The following is a 17,341-nucleotide window of genomic DNA, read 5'->3' on the forward strand; positions in this document are numbered from 1 at the left end:
GCCGCGACATGAACCGCATTGCTGCCGCCATCATAGGCGGCTACTTGTTTGCCTCCTGCGGCGGCGCGCTGCTGTCCGCGCTCAATGGACCGGGTAGCGACGCCATGCTGGGCGGCGCGCTGCTTGGACTGGCCTTGTACGCGCCGGCCATCATCTGGGCGTTTGCCACGCGCAGCGCGACGCGCGCCTGGGCCGGACTCCTCGGCGCTAGCTTCAGCCTTGCAGTGCTGACCGCAGTTGCTGGCGCCGCCGGAGCCGCAGCGTGACCGGCGGCCTGCGTCAACGCATGGCGTGGCTGCACACCTGGGTAGGACTGTGGGTGTGCTGGCTGGCCTTCGCCATTTTCCTGACCGGTACCCTGAGCGTATTCGTCGATCCCATCTCCGACTGGATGCGGCCGGAGCAAGTACAGGAGCCGGCCGCCGCGCCATTTGCCGGGCCGCTGGATCACGCGCAGCAGCTCCAACACGGCTTGAAATATCTGGAACAGCATGCGGCGAACAGCAAGATGTGGGAGCTATGGCCACGCGCCGGCAAGGATGAATTCCAGGTATTCTGGCTAAACGATAAAGGCTATTACGCCGACGCGCACCTGTCCACCGCCACGGGCGCGGCGTTGCCGGAACAAGCCAGCGCGGTGCGCGACACCCTGGGCGGCCAGCATTTCGTCGAGTTTCATCACGCGCTGCATGCCGGGACCACCGGCCTGTGGATCGTCGGCGCGGCATCGGCGGCCATGCTGGTGGCGCTGATTTCCGGCGTCATCACGCATAAACGCATCTTCAAGGATTTCTTCACCTTCCGGCCGGCCAAGGGCCAGCGTTCGTGGCTTGATGCGCACAACCTGGCGGGCGTGCTGTCGCTGCCCTTCCTGTTCATGATCGTCTACAGCGGGCTGGCGATCAGCTGGAGCACGTATGTGCCGGCCATCCCATGGGCACAGGAGCTGCGCACCGGCGAGACCGCGAATGTGCGCGAGTATGGCCCGCAGAGCAAGCCATCCGGCCGGCCCGGGGTGCTGACGTCACTGAATCCGCTGGTGCACATCGCCGAAGCGACCTTTCACAGCCCGGCCTATGCGGTGGTGGTCAACCATCCCGGCGATGCGGCGATGACGGTGGAGGTCTACAGCACCACGTCGCCGGAGACGCAGAACGGCAACTTGCTGAGCAAGCGTGGCGTGATGAAGTTCGACGGCGTCACCGGCGCGCTGCGCGAGACCGAGATGCCGCACCGCGCACCGCCCAACGGCGCGCGCGCCACCATGGCCATGCTGGACGAGCTGCATCGCCTGCATTTCGCCGGCGCGGTGATCCGCTGGATCTACTTCGTGGCCGGCATGGCGGGCACCATGATGATGGCGACCGGCGCGGTGCTGTTCATGGTGAAACGCCGCCAGAAATCGCTGAACGAATTCGGGGCCGGCACACCGCGCGTCTACCGCATCATCGACGTGTTGAATGTGGCCACTGTGGCCGGCCTGTCGCTGGCGTGCATTGGCTTCCTGTGGTCCAACCGTCTGCTGCCGCATGACCTGGTGGAACGGCACGAATGGGAGGTGTCTGCCTTCTTCGGCGTGTGGCTGACGGCCTTGCTGCACGCCGCAGTGCGTCCGCCGGCGCAAGCGTGGCGCGAACAGTTGTGGGCCGGCTCGGTGCTGTGCGTGCTGCTGCCGCTGCTGAATGTGCTGACCACCGGCCAGCATGTGCTGGCGTATCTGGCGCAGCGCGACATCGAACGCGCCGCCGTTGAGCTGACCGCCATCGCCATCGGCGCCCTGCTTGCCACTGCCGCGCTCCGCGTTGGCGCTGCGGGGGCGCGCAAGACCGCTTCCGCAACGGCCATGACAAAGGCTGCGTTATGAGTTACGCCCTTGTCGTACTGACCGCACTGGGACTGTGCTTTGCCGGCATGGTCGCGTTATCGCTGGCGATCGACCGCCATCACAAACAGGTCTACGGCGCCGATGCGCCGCCGCGCAAGCGTTACCTGCTGCGCGTTGGCGGCACGCTGCTACTGGCATTGGCCATCGGGCCATGCGTGCTGCTGTGGGGCTCGGGCGCCGGCTTCGTCGCGTGGGTCGGCATGCTGACAATCGGCGCGCTGCTGGCTGCCGGCTTGCTGCCCTACTGGCCGGCTCGCGTAGCGCCATTGGCCGCCGTCGCCGGCGCACTAGGGCTGGTCGGCCTCGCGGATCTGGCGCTGACTTGAGCCGGTGTATGAAGCGGTGCATCGGCCGGCAAGCACCCCTGTCCCTGCAAGGTGCGGCGCACCGCGACGTCCAATGGTGTATGCGGCTCAGTGCCAAGCGCCTTGCGTAGCTTGGCGTTGGACATGCGCACCGGCTGCCGCCACAGATAGCGCATTTCGCGCAGTTCGCGGAACACCGTCACAAACGGCGCCGCCAGCGTGACCAGCCACCACGGGAACGCGCCGGCCTTCATTTGCGGCTGACCGGCGGCACGCGCAATCGCAGCCGCCATCTGCATGCCATCACCATCCCAGTGTCCCTCTATCTGATAGACAGCCACCTGCGGCAGCGCCTCGCCCAGTTCCAGCAACCGCACCATGGTCTCCGCCACATCCGGCAGATAGGCCCACTGGTGGCCTACGCCTGGCGATGCCGGATTGCTGATCGCCGTCACCGGCTTGCCCGGCTTGACCAGCCCCTGCGCGAACCAGTTATTGCCGGCATCCGGCCCGAAGAAATCGCCCGCCCGAACGATCAGCACCGGTAGGCCGGAGGCGCGCAACCGCCGCTCCATCTCCACCCGGATCGCGCCCTTGCGCGTCAATGGCCGCTGTGGCGCATCCTCCGTGATATGCAAGAACGCATCCGGCCCGTAGTTATAGACGGTACCCGGCAGCAGAATCCGCGCACCGCTCGCACGCGCCGCCGCCATCGTATTCTCCAGCATGGGCAGTACCAGCTGGCCCCAATTACGGTAGCCCGGCGGATTCACCGCATGCACAATCAGCTGCACGCCCTGCGAGGCGGCCACCACGTCGTCGTGTTCCATCGCATCGCCGGACAGCCATTGCAGGCCGTCGCCGCTCTTCGCCACACGCTCCGGCGCGCGATGCAAGGCCTTCACCTGCCAACCGCGCGCCAGCAGCACCCGCGCCACCTCGCCGCCAATGCCGCCCGTTGCGCCCAATACCAGTGCCACTTTGTCCATGCTGTTCTCCTGTGTGAGTTGATGGATGTAGTGTGCCCTCGCGCGAGCCAAAAGAAAATTACCTAAAGCTGCATAGGCGCTATACAATTTCGTATGACTATCGTTGAACCAAACTGGGATTTGTACCGTTCCTTCCTGTCTGTGCTGAAGGAAGGTTCGCTGTCCGGCGCCGCGCGGGCGCTGGGACTGACGCAACCGACCGTCGGCCGCCATATCGACGCGCTGGAGCAGGCGCTGGGATTATCCCTGTTCACCCGTTCACAGGCCGGCTTCATCGCCACCGACGCCGCTCACGCGCTGCAACCGTACGCCGAAACCTTGTCCTCGGCGTCATCCGCGCTGCTGCGCGCCGCCTCCGGCATAGGCCGTGGCGCCGACCGGCAGATCGAAGGCACGGTGCGGGTGACCGCCAGCGAAGTAGTCAGCGTGGAGGTGCTGCCGCCGTTACTGGCGCAGCTGCGCGATAGCCACCCCGGTATCACGATAGAACTGGCGGTCTCCAACCGCATCGAAAACCTGCTGCGGCGCGATGCCGACATCGCCGTCCGCATGCAGCGCCCGGAGCAGGAGGTGCTGGTGGCGCGCCGCGTAGGACACATCGATCTTGGTTTCCATGCGCACCGGCGTTACCTGGAGCGCCACGGCATGCCACAAAATATGGAGGAAATGACGCAGCACACGCTGATCGGCATCGATACCGAAAACGCCTTTACGCGCAAGTTAAAAATGCTATTGGGAGGGCTGGCCAACAGCCATTTCGCGCTGCGCAGTGATAGTGACCTGGTCCACCTGGCATCGATCCGCGCGGGGCTCGGCATTGGCATCTGCCAGGTGCGGCTGGCCGCGCGCGATCCGGATCTGGTGCGGCTGGTGCCCGAAGAATTCAACATCAGCATGGAAACCTGGCTGGCCATGCACGAGAATCTACGCAGTAATCCTGCCTGCGCGGCCGTATACACTGCTCTGGCGGCGGGACTGGAAGACTACATCAACGGGCACTGACCAGGCGGCGCTGCTTGCGCAACTCATCTTCCATGGTCATGTTTTGACGCGCGGCCTGCAACGTCGCGACATCGGTACTAACGGTCTTGCGCACTTGCGCGCGCGGCAGATCGGCCCAGCGGCTGCGCGGCGCCGGCGCTGAGGCCACCGAAGTGGTCATCGCCGCCGGCACGCGCTCGATATTGTCGTCTTCCGCGCGGCTGCCTTGCGGGCAATCGACGTCGGTCAGCAGCACATGGCCTTCCGCGTCAACACAGCGGTTGACGGCGGCGCCGGCCACACCAGTCATTGCGACCAACGCCGCGCACAGAATGAATTTCATGATTGATGCCCCTTTGATAAGAGCCTTCATCATCCGCTCCGGCGCTTTGTCAGTCTGTACGTCCTCGCACATCCAGTCTGCGATGCGGCATTGTCGCTCTATGTCGGGTACAATACCGCCTTCTTTCCGTATCACGACAGCGTGTTGCCGCGGCGCGGCGCCGTGTCCTCTTGCCTATGAAATCTCTCCTTATTCTTTCTGCGCTTGCGCTGGCCCACGGCTATGCCGCCGCAGACTCGATGGACCCGGTCAATGCCCACGGCTGGAACACTTCCGCCGAACTGGGCGCCATCTCCACCTCCGGTAACACGGTCGGTACTTCGGTCACCGGCAAGATCGACGCCCGGCAGGAGATGCACAACTGGAGCAACGAATACATCCTGTCCGGTTATTTCAAGGATGAACAGGTCACCAATGACGAAGGCCAGCAAGTGCGGGAGCGCTCGGCGCAGCGCTACGCAGCATCGGCCAAGGCAGCATACAAGCTGCTGCACGACGAGCATGGCAAGCTGTATGCACTGGCTACCCACGTCGACGACAAATTCGGCGCCTACACCCGCTACTCGACCATCGGCGTCGGTTACGGTACACAGATCTACCAATCGGACACGCACACGCTCGACGTGGAAGTCGGTCCCGGCTACTTCCGCGGCGTACGCTCGCCCACTGAAACCGAAAACGGCCCTACCGTGCGCGGTGCGGCACTGCTGAAATGGAAGCTGAGCGACAGCGCGCAATTCAGCCAGAACGTCATCGTCGAACGCGGCACCGACAATATCCACTCGATGGCGGAAACCGCACTGCGCACCAAAATCAACAGCACCATGCAGATGAAGGCCGCGTTCAACATCCGCAGCGATACCAACGTCCCGGCTGACAAGAAAAACACCGACACGCAAACCTCGGTGACACTGGTTTATTCTTTCTAACTTCAATTCCCAAGCTATGAACACTCCACGCACTCTCGGCACGCCCCTGTCCCCTACCGCCACCAAAGTCATGCTGCTTGGCTCCGGTGAACTCGGCAAGGAAGTCATCATCGCGCTGCAGCGCCTGGGCGTCGAAGTGATTGCCGTCGACCGCTATCCAAACGCGCCCGGCCACCAGGTCGCGCACCGCGCCCACGTCATCAACATGACCGATGGCGATGCGCTGGCGGCGCTGATCGAGCAAGAGAAGCCTGACCTGGTGGTGCCGGAAATCGAAGCCATCGCCACCGACAAACTGGCGGAGCTGGAACAAGCTGGCAAGATCACCTGCATCCCGACCGCGCGCGCTGCGCAGCTGACCATGAACCGCGAAGGCATCCGCCGCCTGGCCGCCGAAACGCTGGGCCTCGCCACGTCGCCATACCGTTTTGCCAGCAGCCTGGAAGAACTGGCCGCCGGCGCCGAAGCTGTCGGCTTCCCATGCGTGATCAAGCCGGTGATGTCGTCGTCAGGCAAAGGCCAGTCGAAGATCGACAGCGCCGCCGAAGTGAAAGCGGCGTGGGATTACGCCGCCGCCGGCAGCCGCGTGGATTCGGGCCGCGTGATCGTTGAAGGCTTTATCGACTTCGACTACGAAATCACCCTGCTGACCGTGCGTTCGCTGGGCGAAGACGGCCAGGTGATCACGCAGTACTGCGAACCGATCGGCCACGTGCAGGTGCAAGGCGACTACGTGGAATCGTGGCAGCCCTGCCGCATGGACCCGGTGGCGCTGGTGCGCGCACGCGACATCGCCGGCAAGGTGACGGCGGACCTGGGTGGCCTCGGCCTGTTCGGCGTGGAACTGTTCGTCAAGGACGATATGGTGTGGTTCTCGGAAGTGAGCCCACGTCCGCACGATACCGGCATGGTCACCATGGCGACCCAGGTGCAAAGCGAATTCGAACTGCACGCCAAGGCGATTCTCGGCCTGCCGGTCAACGTGGCGCTGAGGGCGCCAGGGGCTTCGGCCGTGATCTACGGCCAGCACGAAGCGGCAGGCATCGCCTTTGAAGGCGTGGCCGATGCGCTGAGCGTGCCGAACAGCGACATTCGCCTGTTCGGCAAGCCGGAATCGTTCGCCCGCCGCCGCATGGGCGTGGCGCTGGCGACCGCCGACGATGTGGAAACCGCGCGCGTCAACGCCAAGCTGGCGGCTTCCAAAGTCAAGCCGGTGCTGGCCAAGTGAGTCACATCCCCCGGAACAGATCGACGTAGTTACGGCTGACGACCAGCTGTTCCGGGCGGCCTTTCAGCTGCACCATCAAGCGACCGCGGAAGTCTTGCCGCGTGCCGGCCACATGGCGCGCGGCGACAATCACACTGCGGTGGATTTGCCAGAACTGCTGCTCATCGAGCTGCTCGCGCAACTTGCTGATCGGCGTGCGGATCAGGCTTTCGCCATCGGCCACGAACACGCTGGTGTATTTATCGTTACTCTGGAAGTAGATCACGTCGTCGATCGGGATCAAGCGCGTTTCTTCGCCGTGCGAGGCGCGTATCCATTGCAGCGGCGCTGTGGACGGCGGAGCCACCGGCGCGGCGACGGCCAACTGTGCCAGCAACGCTTGCAATGCCGCTGCCGGCACCGCGCCTTCGGCCGACGCAGGCTTCAACCTCGCCTTGAGTTTGGCGACCGTCTTTTCCAGACGTTCGATGTTGGCTGGCTTCAGCAGGTAATCCACCGCCGAATGTTCAAACGCTTCAACCGCATACTGGTCATATGCCGTGACGAACACAATGTGCGGCGGCTTGGGGCTGTCCACCAGTTTGGCGGCGACATCCAGCCCGGTCAGGCCCGGCATGCGGATATCGAGAAACACCACCGCCGGCGCTTCTTCGTCGATCATGCGTAGCGCCTCGATACCGTTGGCGGCGCGGGCCACGACCCGCAGTTCCGGCCAAACGGCTTTCAGCTGGCTTTCCAGGTATTCGCGCAGATGGGCTTCGTCATCTGCAATCAGGGCACGGATGGTATCGATGTCGGACTCACATTCAAAGGCAGCAGCAGACGCACCGTCATGCCGCAGGGTTGATTTTCCAATAATTCTACCTTGGCGGCGCCGCCATACAAACTGCCCAGGCGCTCGCGCAGATTACTCAGGCCGACGCCCCCGCCCGGCTTGCGCGGCGCCGATTCGTTCAGGCCAGCGCCGGTGTCGCTGATGCGGATGCTGACATGCTTTCCTTCGACCCGCGCGCTGACCGCGATCTCGCCGCCCTCCACCTTCGGTTCCAGGCCGTGCGCAATGGCGTTTTCCACCACCGGTTGCAGCAGCATCGGCGCGATGCGGAACTGGCGCAACTCTTCCGGCACGTCGATGCGGTAGCGCAGGCGGTCGCCCATGCGTACCGCCAGCACGTCCAGATAGGCGGCGATCAGCGCCGCTTCGGACGCCAGTGTCGCCTCGTCGCTGCGGCTGGCGGCCAGGCTGGCGCGCAGATAATCGATGAAGCGCTCCAGCATGTGCTGCGCCTGCGCCGGACGGGGTCCGATCAGGCTCACCACGTTGGCCAGCGTGTTATACAAAAAGTGCGGCTCGATCTGCGCCTGCAACGCGCGCAGCCGCGCCTCGGCCAGCATGCGGGCGCTGGCCGCCACGAATTCCTTCTGGCGCGCCGCCTCCATGGCACGCGCGCCGCGACGCTCGGCGGCGCTGCGCACCATGTACATCAGCAGCGCCACAAACGCACCGATCACCAGGCATTGCATGACCACCGCGCGGTTGCCCAGCAAGTGCAGCGGATTGCTGCCGTTCCAGATCATATTCCCCAGCAGGACGCCCAGCAGCACACTGAACGCCATCAGGGCCATGTTGAACAGGATGCGCGGCAGACGGGGAGCACGACGCGGCCAGCCTGCCAGCAGACGATTGGCCAACAATGCGCTGCCATGGAAGATCGCGCCGACCAGATTGGACATCAGCAGCATCGACCACAACCGCTCGGCCAAGGTGGCGCCGTCGTTCGTCAGCAGGCGCACAAACGCGGTCAGCACCACGCCGAGCAAGGTACTCCAGATCACCGTGTACAGCCAGTCGCGGACCAGCGACGGCTGCCATCGACGGAAAAACGGGATCAGTTCCAGCGGGTGCTCGCGCACCAGGCTACGGTCTTGTTGCGTCATTTCTGCTTTCATTTAATTCATGCCGCCAGAAAGTTACCATGAAAGCAAACCGGCGCGCGATAGGGCAAGCGTGCCAGTGCTACCGGACCGGCCTTGATGTTGTGCGCATCAAACACCGTCAGCACGCTTTGCGCGCGGCGCGTATCCTGCGCTACGCCGACCACATAGCCATCGGTCTCGGAACGCGCGCCACGGCGCGGTATCAACACATGCTCTTCGACTTGCCAGCCCGGGCCAAAGGCATAGCCGTCCACTTTGCCGCTGTCCGTGTCGATGACATTGACGCTGTCGAGTATCAGCTCGCGGCCGCTGGCGCCAAGCACCAGCAGTTTGCGGTGACGGGCCGACACCACCTGTGGCATCACGCGCGGGAATTCGCTGACGCCGAACATCCGTGCCTCGCGCGCCTGGCCGCTGGCGTAGTCCAGCGTGATCTGCACCGTACTGGAAGGGTTGTCGTCCACCATGCGCATCTGGCCGCGCATCGGCAGGCCGACCTTGCGCAAGGCGTCACCTTCGTGCAGCACTACGTCAAGCCGGGTACAGGCGCCGTCTTCATAGGCGTTCCCGAAGTGGAACACCGAGCGCGCCGGCAGCTCGAACACCTGACGCAGCGCCAGCGTATCCTTGGAGATGACAATGGCGCGCAGCGGCAGCCTGTCGCCGGCCCAGTGCATGCTGTCGCCCAGGCTGACCTCCGGGCCGGAGCGCATCTCGTATGGCGCTACCAGGAAGATCAGGTGACGGCCGCTGACCACAAAGTCGTGCACCATGTTCAGCTGCGGTACCGGTATCATTGCGGTGCGCGTGACTTCACCCGCCGCGTTCATGCGGTAGATTGCCAACTGATTGGAGCCTGGCGCATTACCGAAGTTCCACAAGCCGCCGTCCGGGTCGATCTTCGGATGCGCCGAAAACGGCATCGCTTTCAGGTCCGGGCGCCAGGTCTTGATGCCGCGCGTGGCCAGCGTTTGCGGATCGACTTCGGTGGCCGAACCGCCTTCCCACAGCGCGTACACGCGGCCATTGAACGGCAGCAGATTGGTGTTGGCGACATTGACGCTGTCGTTGTTTTTGACAGCCTTGCGGTCGATGTAGGTGCCGAAGGCCGGATACAGGAAGCGCCCTGCCTTGCTCTCGTCCTGGAATTTTTGCGTGGCGACGAAGCGGCCGATGTGACTGACCTTGCCGTCGCTGATCTGCCAGCGCTGGGCGAAGCCGTCGCCGTCAAACCAGTGATGGTAGCGTTCCCCGCCCAGTTCAAAACGTCCCGGCCCGTTGCGGTAAAAGACGCCGTTCAGGTCTGCCGGCATCCGGCCCAGCACTGAGGCGTCGCCGGCGACGTCGCCGGTATGGTCGGCGTAAGCCATCAGCCGCGCATTGCCGTCCAGCGCGTGGTGGAACGATTCGTAGGTCAGGCTGTCGGCCAGGGCGGACGAGGAAGCCAGGCCAAGTGCGGCGAAACTGAGGAATTGGCGGCGGTTAGTCATGTTCGGTCTCCGATCAACGCAGGTTGACGGCGGTGATGGCGCCATCGGCCGGCAGCGCGATGCGGGCATCCTCAAAGCGTGGCGCGCCGCGCTTGCCGAAGGCATTGTTGCTGAAGGCGTAGTCCTCGGTCGGCACGCCGACCATGTTGCGGTCCATTTTGCCGTTGGCGTTGGCGTCGTGGTAGACGGCGAAGGCATAGTCGCCGGCCGGCAGGTCGGTCACCTTGACGTCCACCGCGCCGTTTTGGGCCGGCGCCTGCACCGCGCGCAGCGGCTTGGCGAGGAAGGTATCGGCCGAGTTGTAGACGGCGACCATGACATTGCCTTCGGCGCTAGTGACGCCGTCAACATGGATGGTCAGGTCGGCGGCATGGGCAGAGCAGCAAACAGCAAGCAGCGAGGCGAGGATCAATTTGGACATATCAGGCTCCCGGTTGGATCAAGTGGTTGAGGTGTGATGCCACTTTATCCACGCACCGCGGCGTCCGTGCGGCCATGTGACGAAATGCGTTCAGCGCGCGCGAATTGCGTCCCAATGGCGCGAAATGGTGTCCAGCATCTGCTCCACATCCACCGGCTTGGCGATGAAATCATCCATGCCGGCGTCGATGCACTGGTCCTGCTCCGATTGCATCACCCCTGCCGTCATCGCCAGCACCGGCAGTGTCAGGCCCAGCGCGCGGATGTGGCGCGTGGCCGCAAAGCCGTCCATCACCGGCATCTGCACATCCATCAGCACGATGTCGTAGTCTGCGGCGCGTTCGCGCAGGCGGTCCACCGCCAGCTGACCGTTTTCCGCCACCTCCACGCTGGCGCCGACGTGTTCCAGCATGCCGCGCGCCACCAGCTGGTTCAGCGGATGGTCTTCCACCAGCAGCAGCCGCAGTCCTTGCAGCCGCAGCGCGGGCGCCGGCTCAGGCTCGGGCGGCGCGTGCTGTAGGGCTGGCGCCTCCGGCACCATCCACGCTTGTGCGGCGGCGGTCTGCAAGGCGGGATGCTCGACCGCGACGTCGTCATCGGCCACGCCAAACGGCAGCGTCACCACGAACTCGCTGCCGGCGCCGGGCGTGCTGCGCACCGAGATAGCGCCGCCCATCAGCTCCGTCAGCCGGCGGCAGATCGCCAGTCCCAGGCCGGTGCCGCCGAAGCGCCGCGTGGTCGAGGCGTCGGCCTGGTTAAAGGCGGAGAACAGGCGGCTCTGCTGTTCCAGGTCCATGCCGATGCCGGAGTCGCGCACCGCGAACCGCAGCTGCAAGCCCTGCTCCACCGCGTCCTGGTCCAGCGTCACCCGCACCGACACGCCGCCGCGTTCCGTAAATTTGACCGCGTTGCCCACCAGGTTGAGCAGGATTTGCTGCAGGCGCATGGCGTCGCCGACCAGCACCGCCGGCACTTTGTCGTCGGCGCCGATGGCCAGGCTGATGCCGCGTGTATTGGCGGGCAACGACATCACATTGGATAGTGAGTCCAGCACTTCGCGCAGCAGGAACGGCTGCGGCGCCAGCTCCAGCCGCCCGGCCTCGATTTTGGAAAAATCCAGCACGTCGTTCAGAACACCGAGCAGCATCTGTCCGGACGAGCGTATCACACCGACATATTCCTTCTGTACCTGGGTCAGCGGCGTGTTCTCCAGCAGGTAGGCCACGCCCAGCACCGCGTTCATCGGGGTGCGGATCTCGTGGCTCATATTGGCGACAAACTCGCTCTTGGCGCGGCTGGCCGCTTCGGCGCGCTGCTCGCTGTTCTTGCGGTCGGTGATATTCATCGCGGTCAGGTAGAAGCCGGCCACGCGACCGTCCGGCGCGATGTCCGGCACCAGGTCGACCAGGAAGTGGGCGACGCCATCGCGCCCCTGGAAGTCGCGTTCGTAATGCAAGCGACGCCCGGCCAGCGCGGAGTTCAAATCCTCCAGCCAGGGCGCGGCGGCAGGACCGAATACCTCGCTGACGGTTTTACCCAGCATCTCCTGCGGCTCCAGTCCCCACTGCGTGCGGTAATGGGCGTTGGCGAAGCGGTAGCGCAGGTCGCGGTCGAGGTAAGCGATCAGCAATGGCAGCGTGTCGGCGAGCACCCGCGCGCGCCGCTCGCTTTCCTGGCTGCGCTGCCGGGCCGCGTCCCGCGCCGCCTTCTGGCGCGCGCCCATCACCAGCGACAGCAGGCCGGCCAGCGCCGCAAACACCACAGAAACAGCAACGATCAAAGTATCGTTGGAAGACAGAGACAAGGTTCACCCGCTATCGACAAAGATGACAAAATATACCGCGCGACGGGTAGATCTGCCAAACCATTATGGCAATATTTACGCTATAGTGGCTCATCGTAGACAACCCCCGAATCCGCCATGCGCGCGCTTGTGCTGCTCACGCTGTGCTACGCCTTGATCGCCCGCGCCAGCCTGTTGCTGGCGTTCGCGCACACCAATGCGACGCCAGTCTGGCCGCCGTCCGGGATCGCCTTTGCGGCCCTGCTGCTGATCGGCTATCGCGCCTGGCCGGCCATTTTCCTCGGCGCGTTGGCCGCCAACCTCGCAACCTTCCAGGCCAACGGCCTGCCGCTCAACGGCGGCGTGCTGCTGGCGTCCACGCTGATCGCCAGCGGCAATACGCTCGAAGCCTTGTCCGGCGTGTGGCTGGTCAAACGCTACTTTGACGTCAAGCAGCCGATCGGCCAACAGCAGAACGTCTACAAATTCGCAGTGGTGGCGATGGTCATGAGCGCGGTCAGCGCCGGCATCGGCAGCACCACGCTGGTCTACAGCGGACTGGCGCCGGCCGCCGCGCATGGCGCCATCGCGCTCACATGGTGGGTCGGTGACATGGCCGGCGTGCTGCTGGTCGGCCCGGCCATCATTATCTGGTGCGTGCGGCGGCTGCCGCGCTGGAACTGGCGCGGCGCGCTGGAGATTGCGCTGTCGCTGCTGGTGCTGGCGGCGCTGTCGTATGCGGTGTTCGGCCGCCGCTACTCCTACGACGACGGCCTGGGATGGCTGCCGTATCTGTTCGTACTGGCGATCGCCTGGTCTGCGCACCGCTACGGCCTGCGTGGCGCCAGCACCATCTGCATCGTCACCGCCGGCAGCGCGGTGACCGGCACCATCCACGGCTACGGCCCGTTCGCGGTCGGCACGCTGAACGACGCGCTGATTGCGCTGGTCAGCTTCATCATGCTGTGCAGCCTGATCGCCATGGTGCTGTGCGCCGATGTCAGTGAACGCAAGCGCGCCGGCAACGACGCGGTCAGCTACAACGCCGCGCAATGGGGCACGCTGCTGATCGGCGTCGGCCTGACAGTGGCGATGTGGCACCTGCTGTCGGCCAGCACCGAGCGGCGCGCGCAGGAGCAGTTCGAGTCCGAATGCGCCGATATCGCCAAGCGTATCGCGCGCCGCATGACGCTGTACGAATCCGGCCTGCGTGGCGCCCAGGCGCTGTTCAGGGCGCAGCAGGAACCTACGCGCGACCAGTGGCGCGACTTCGCCGAAGGCATGGACCTGCCGCATAACTTCCCCGGCGTGATGGGGCTGGGCTACGGCATGTACCTGCGCGCCGACCAGCGCGCCCCCACCGAGAAGGACATCCGCAACCAGGGCTACGAGGACTTCCACATCTGGAGCAACAATCAAGGTCCCGATAGCGGCAGCTCGGTGGTGGTGATGTACCTGGAGCCGTTCGCCGGCCGCAACCTGCGCGCCTTCGGCTACGACATGCTGTCCGAACCAACCCGCCGCGCGGCCTTGCTGCAGGCGGCGCGCAGCGGTGCGCCGGCGCTGACGGCCAAGGTGGTGCTGGTACAGGATCACGACAACACCGGCTTGCCCGGCTTCCTGATGTACTTCCCGATCTACCGCAGGGACACGCTACTCGGCCCGCGCAGCACGCCCGCGCAGCGCATGGCGGCGTTGCAGGGTTTCGCTTATAGCCCGATCCGCGCCGACGAATTGATGCGCGACCTGCTCGGCCCCGCCGATCACACGGTGCGGGTAGAAATCTTCGATGGCAACGACGCCAATCCGGCATCGCTGCTGTACTCCAGCGAGCGCGCACCGGCCGATCCGCAGCAGTATCCGAATCCATATCTGCGCACCATGTCGCTGGACCTGCTGCGCCACCAATGGACCCTGCGCTTTGCCTCACAGCCGGCGTTTGAAGACGCCATCGACCGCCAGAAGTCGCACATCGTGCTGCTGGCCGGCGTCATTATCAGCCTGCTGTTCTTCGGCGTGGTGCGCGCCCTGACGGCACGCCAGGCCTACGCCACCGCGCTGGCGCGGCAGATGACCGGCGCGCTGCGGCAGTCCGAAAGTTCGCTGATCGCCGCGCGCGACCTGGCGGAAGCGGCCAGCCGCGCCAAGAGCGAATTCGTCGCCAACATGAGTCATGAAATCCGCACGCCATTGAACGCGGTGCTGGGCATGGCGCATTTGCTGGGCAACACCACGCTGTCGGGCGAGCAGCACAAGTACGTGGAGATGATACGGTCGTCGGGTCACTCGCTGCTCAGCATCCTGAACGATGTGCTGGATTTTTCCAAGATCGAAGCGGGACGCATGGAGCTGGCGCCAGCGCCGTTCCACCTGTCGGCCATGCTGGAGGCGGTGGCCGCCATCATGACCGTCAACGCCGGCGAGAAGGATCTGGAGCTGGCGATCGGCGTCGAGCCGGGCGTGCCGCAAGCGCTGGTCGGCGATGGCCACCGCTTGCAGCAGGTGCTGGTCAACCTGGTCGGCAACGCCATCAAGTTCACCGAAAAAGGATCGGTGTCGGTGCTGGTGGAACTGGCGCAGGCGCCGGCCACGCTGCGCTTCACGGTGCGCGACAGCGGCATCGGCATTCCCGCCGACCGGCTGACACAGTTGTTCGCGCCCTTCTCGCAGGCCGATGCATCGATGACGCGCCGCTTCGGCGGCACCGGCCTGGGACTGGCGATCTCGCGCCGCCTGGCGGCGCTGATGAGCGGTGACATCGACGTTCGCAGCACGCCGGGAGTCGGCAGCGAATTCATTCTCACCGTGCCGCTGCAGGCAGGCGTCGAGCCGGCGCAGGAACCTCCCGGTGCGGTGCAGCACCTGCTGGTGGTGGACGACGACAGCACCAGCGCCGACTACCTGTGCCGCTCGATACGCGCGCGCGGCTGGAGCTGCGATAGCGCCAGCACCGGCGAGCAGGCGTTGGCGCTCCTGCACAGTCAGGGACCACGCTACGACGGTGTACTGGTGGACTGGAACATGCCCGGCATGTGCGGCCTGGCCACCATGCAGGCGATCCGCGCCGACAGCACCATCGCCGGCACGCCGGTGATCCTGATGATCAGCGCTTTCGGCCAGGGCAAGCTGCTGCACACCGACGGCGCGCAGATGGCCAACGCGGTACTGCTCAAGCCCGTCACCGGTGCGCGGCTGGCGGAGACGCTGCAACAGGCGCAGGCCGGCGCGCGCGATGCCGCGCCGGCGGCCGACACCGATATCCTCGGCCAGCGGCTGGACGGCGTGCGCATCCTGCTGGTGGAGGACAATCCGATCAACCAGCTGGTCGCCAGCACCATGCTGACGCACGCCGGCGCGACCATCGAGACCGCCGACAACGGCCGCCTCGCCGTCGAACGGCTGCGCACCGAGTCGCACCGCTACGACCTGGTGCTGATGGACGTGCAGATGCCGGAGATGGACGGCTTTGAAGCCACCGGCAAGATCCGCGCGGAACTGGGCCTGCACCTGCCCGTGCTGGCGATGACCGCCGGCGTGATGGAGTCGGAGCGCGAAGAATGCATCGCCTGCGGCATGAACGACTTCATCGCCAAGCCTATCGATGTTGAAGACATGCTGCGCGTAATTGCCCGCAACCTGCCCGCCACGCAAAAAACCGCGTCCGGACGGGCCTAACCTTCGATCACCAGCGGAGAGCGCAGGCGCTTGCGCGAACTGCGCGCATGCGGCACCCAGGCGTGCGTCTGCCAGCGGCGCCACATGATCAGTCCCCGTATCCATTCATCGGCGGCATAGGCGATCCAGACACCGGGCAGGCCCCAGCCCAGCACCACGCCCAGCAGCCAGCTGCCGCCGGCCAGCACGAACAGCATCGAGAACGCGCCGGCCATGACAGGAAAGCGCGCATCGCCGGCCGCGCGCAGCGCGTTGATCACCACCAGGTTGAAGGTGCGGCCCGGCTCCAGCAGCACGGTGATCCACAGCAGCGTGGCGCCGGCGGCGAGAATCTCCGGGTCCTGCGTGAACCAGCCCAGCAGCCAGCGGCCCAGCAGCGCGGCGCAGGCGGCGATCAGCACGCACACCACCAGCCCGCGTGCCAGCGCGCGCCGCACCACGCGGTGCGCCTCCCGTAGCCGGCCGGCGCCGATCAGATAGCCGACCACGATTTCCACCGCCAGCCCGGTGGCGATGCTGAACATCATGACGCCGCCCATCAGCTGCAATACGTAAGCCTGCGTGGCCAGCGCCCTGGTGCCCAGTTCGGCCGCCGTCGCCACGCTGACCATGAAGGCCAGCCGCCAGGCGATGTTTTCCGCCGCGCCGGGCAAGCCGATATGCAGCACGGCCGACAGTTCGGGACGCGGCAAACGCCACCAGTCCTCGCGCGCCACGGTAATGCCGAGGTGGGTACGCCACATCAGCAGATGCAGCGCCAGCCCGATCATGCGGCTGACGGCCAGGGCCAGCGCGTAGCCCGGCAGCCCCAGCGCCGGCAGCGGTCCCCAGCCGTACATCAGCGGCAGCGCCAGCAGCAGATGGCTGACGTGCATGATAATCAGCACCACCAGCGTGTCGCGCGTGCGCAGGTGTGCGCGCATCACGCCGGCCATGGAGGCGTTCCATGCATCGAACAGCATGGCCGGGCCCAGCGCGATCAGGAATGGCGCGGCAATTGGAAAGACTTCAGCGGGGGTGTTCAGCAGATGCAGCAGGCCGTGCGCGCCAAGCATGGCGATCAGGCCGGTGACCGCACCCAGCCAGGTACTGGCGCCAACCACGGCGCGAGCCACCTTGTCGGCCGCGGCGCGCTGGCCGCCGCCGAGATTCTGCGTGACCACCACGCTGACGCCGGCGCCGATGATGCGGAACAAAATGAACAGCGCCGCCGACACCTGGCTGGCGATGGCGAAGGCGCCGCCCGCCTGGTCCGAAATGCGCGAAGCCAGCGCGGTGCCGATGATGCTGGAGGCGATCGCCAGGCCCAGCTCGACCAGCAGCGGCCACGCAAGATTGAACATGGGAGGCGTGCTGATCGGCGTTCTGACGGAGG

The 17,341-nt window shown here is 65.4% G+C and carries 15 protein-coding genes; 7 read left to right on the forward strand and 8 right to left on the reverse strand.

What is annotated here, in order from left to right; genetic code table 11:
• Window positions 1-8 precede the first annotated feature (8 nt).
• From GTP55_RS16535 to GTP55_RS16545, 3 genes are read left to right on the forward strand one after another with little or no spacing between them, the layout of a single operon-like run.
• Window positions 9-266, forward strand: a complete 258-nt coding sequence (locus tag GTP55_RS16535; RefSeq protein WP_161045972.1) for a DUF3649 domain-containing protein — start codon at window positions 9-11, stop codon at window positions 264-266.
• On the forward strand, window positions 263-1,864 hold the full coding sequence (locus tag GTP55_RS16540) for a PepSY-associated TM helix domain-containing protein (RefSeq protein ID WP_161045973.1): 1,602 nt from the start codon (window positions 263-265) through the stop codon (window positions 1,862-1,864). Before GTP55_RS16535 ends, GTP55_RS16540 begins: the two co-directional genes overlap by 4 nt.
• Window positions 1,861-2,211 (forward strand): DUF3325 domain-containing protein, encoded by a 351-nt coding sequence (locus GTP55_RS16545; RefSeq protein WP_161045974.1) that lies wholly within the window; start codon window positions 1,861-1,863, stop codon window positions 2,209-2,211. Before GTP55_RS16540 ends, GTP55_RS16545 begins: the two co-directional genes overlap by 4 nt.
• Here the strand turns inward: GTP55_RS16545 and GTP55_RS16550 are convergent.
• Window positions 2,127-3,179, reverse strand: a complete 1,053-nt coding sequence (locus GTP55_RS16550; RefSeq protein WP_161045975.1) for an NAD(P)H-binding protein — start codon at window positions 3,177-3,179, stop codon at window positions 2,127-2,129. The genes GTP55_RS16545 and GTP55_RS16550 overlap by 85 nt on opposite strands.
• Window positions 3,180-3,272: 93 nt before the next feature.
• Here GTP55_RS16550 and GTP55_RS16555 point away from each other — a divergent pair, with 93 nt between their 5' ends.
• A complete protein-coding gene (locus GTP55_RS16555) occupies window positions 3,273-4,181 on the forward strand; it encodes a LysR family transcriptional regulator (RefSeq protein WP_161045976.1) in 909 nt (302 codons plus the stop codon).
• On the opposite strand, the gene GTP55_RS16560 is transcribed toward GTP55_RS16555, so the two are convergent.
• Complete coding sequence (locus GTP55_RS16560) at window positions 4,168-4,503, reverse strand: DUF4124 domain-containing protein (RefSeq protein WP_229257968.1); 336 nt, start codon at window positions 4,501-4,503, stop codon at window positions 4,168-4,170. The genes GTP55_RS16555 and GTP55_RS16560 overlap by 14 nt on opposite strands.
• A gap of 176 nt (window positions 4,504-4,679) precedes the next feature.
• On the opposite strand from GTP55_RS16560, the gene GTP55_RS16565 reads away from it, so the two are divergent.
• Window positions 4,680-5,432 (forward strand): DUF481 domain-containing protein, encoded by a 753-nt coding sequence (locus GTP55_RS16565; RefSeq protein WP_161045978.1) that lies wholly within the window; start codon window positions 4,680-4,682, stop codon window positions 5,430-5,432.
• 16 nt (window positions 5,433-5,448) lie between these two features.
• A complete protein-coding gene (gene purT / locus GTP55_RS16570) occupies window positions 5,449-6,660 on the forward strand; it encodes a formate-dependent phosphoribosylglycinamide formyltransferase (protein WP_161045979.1) in 1,212 nt (403 codons plus the stop codon).
• Window position 6,661: 1 nt separating this feature from the next.
• On the opposite strand, the gene GTP55_RS16575 is transcribed toward purT, so the two are convergent.
• From GTP55_RS16575 to GTP55_RS16595, 5 genes are all read right to left on the reverse strand, one after another.
• Window positions 6,662-7,411, reverse strand: a complete 750-nt coding sequence (locus GTP55_RS16575) for a LytR/AlgR family response regulator transcription factor (RefSeq protein WP_229258002.1) — start codon at window positions 7,409-7,411, stop codon at window positions 6,662-6,664.
• Between the two features lie 20 nt (window positions 7,412-7,431).
• Window positions 7,432-8,598 (reverse strand): sensor histidine kinase, encoded by a 1,167-nt coding sequence (locus GTP55_RS16580; RefSeq protein WP_229257969.1) that lies wholly within the window; start codon window positions 8,596-8,598, stop codon window positions 7,432-7,434.
• A gap of 17 nt (window positions 8,599-8,615) precedes the next feature.
• Window positions 8,616-10,088, reverse strand: coding sequence for a carotenoid oxygenase family protein (locus tag GTP55_RS16585; RefSeq protein WP_161045981.1), 1,473 nt, complete (start codon window positions 10,086-10,088; stop codon window positions 8,616-8,618).
• Between the two features lie 13 nt (window positions 10,089-10,101).
• Window positions 10,102-10,509, reverse strand: coding sequence for a DUF2141 domain-containing protein (locus GTP55_RS16590; protein ID WP_161045982.1), 408 nt, complete (start codon window positions 10,507-10,509; stop codon window positions 10,102-10,104).
• A gap of 90 nt (window positions 10,510-10,599) precedes the next feature.
• Entirely contained in the window at window positions 10,600-12,312 is a 1,713-nt protein-coding gene (locus GTP55_RS16595) for a PAS domain-containing hybrid sensor histidine kinase/response regulator (protein ID WP_229257970.1), read from the reverse strand.
• Between the two features lie 117 nt (window positions 12,313-12,429).
• Here GTP55_RS16595 and GTP55_RS16600 point away from each other — a divergent pair, with 117 nt between their 5' ends.
• Complete coding sequence (locus GTP55_RS16600) at window positions 12,430-15,966, forward strand: CHASE domain-containing protein (RefSeq protein WP_161045983.1); 3,537 nt, start codon at window positions 12,430-12,432, stop codon at window positions 15,964-15,966.
• On the opposite strand, the gene GTP55_RS16605 is transcribed toward GTP55_RS16600, so the two are convergent.
• A complete protein-coding gene (locus GTP55_RS16605) occupies window positions 15,963-17,309 on the reverse strand; it encodes an MATE family efflux transporter (RefSeq protein WP_229257971.1) in 1,347 nt (448 codons plus the stop codon). The two genes, GTP55_RS16600 and GTP55_RS16605, sit on opposite strands and share 4 nt — an antisense overlap.
• Window positions 17,310-17,341: the final 32 nt, after the last annotated feature.

Source organism: Duganella margarita (assembly GCF_009857535.1).
GTDB classification, from domain to species: domain Bacteria; phylum Pseudomonadota; class Gammaproteobacteria; order Burkholderiales; family Burkholderiaceae_D; genus Rugamonas; species Rugamonas margarita.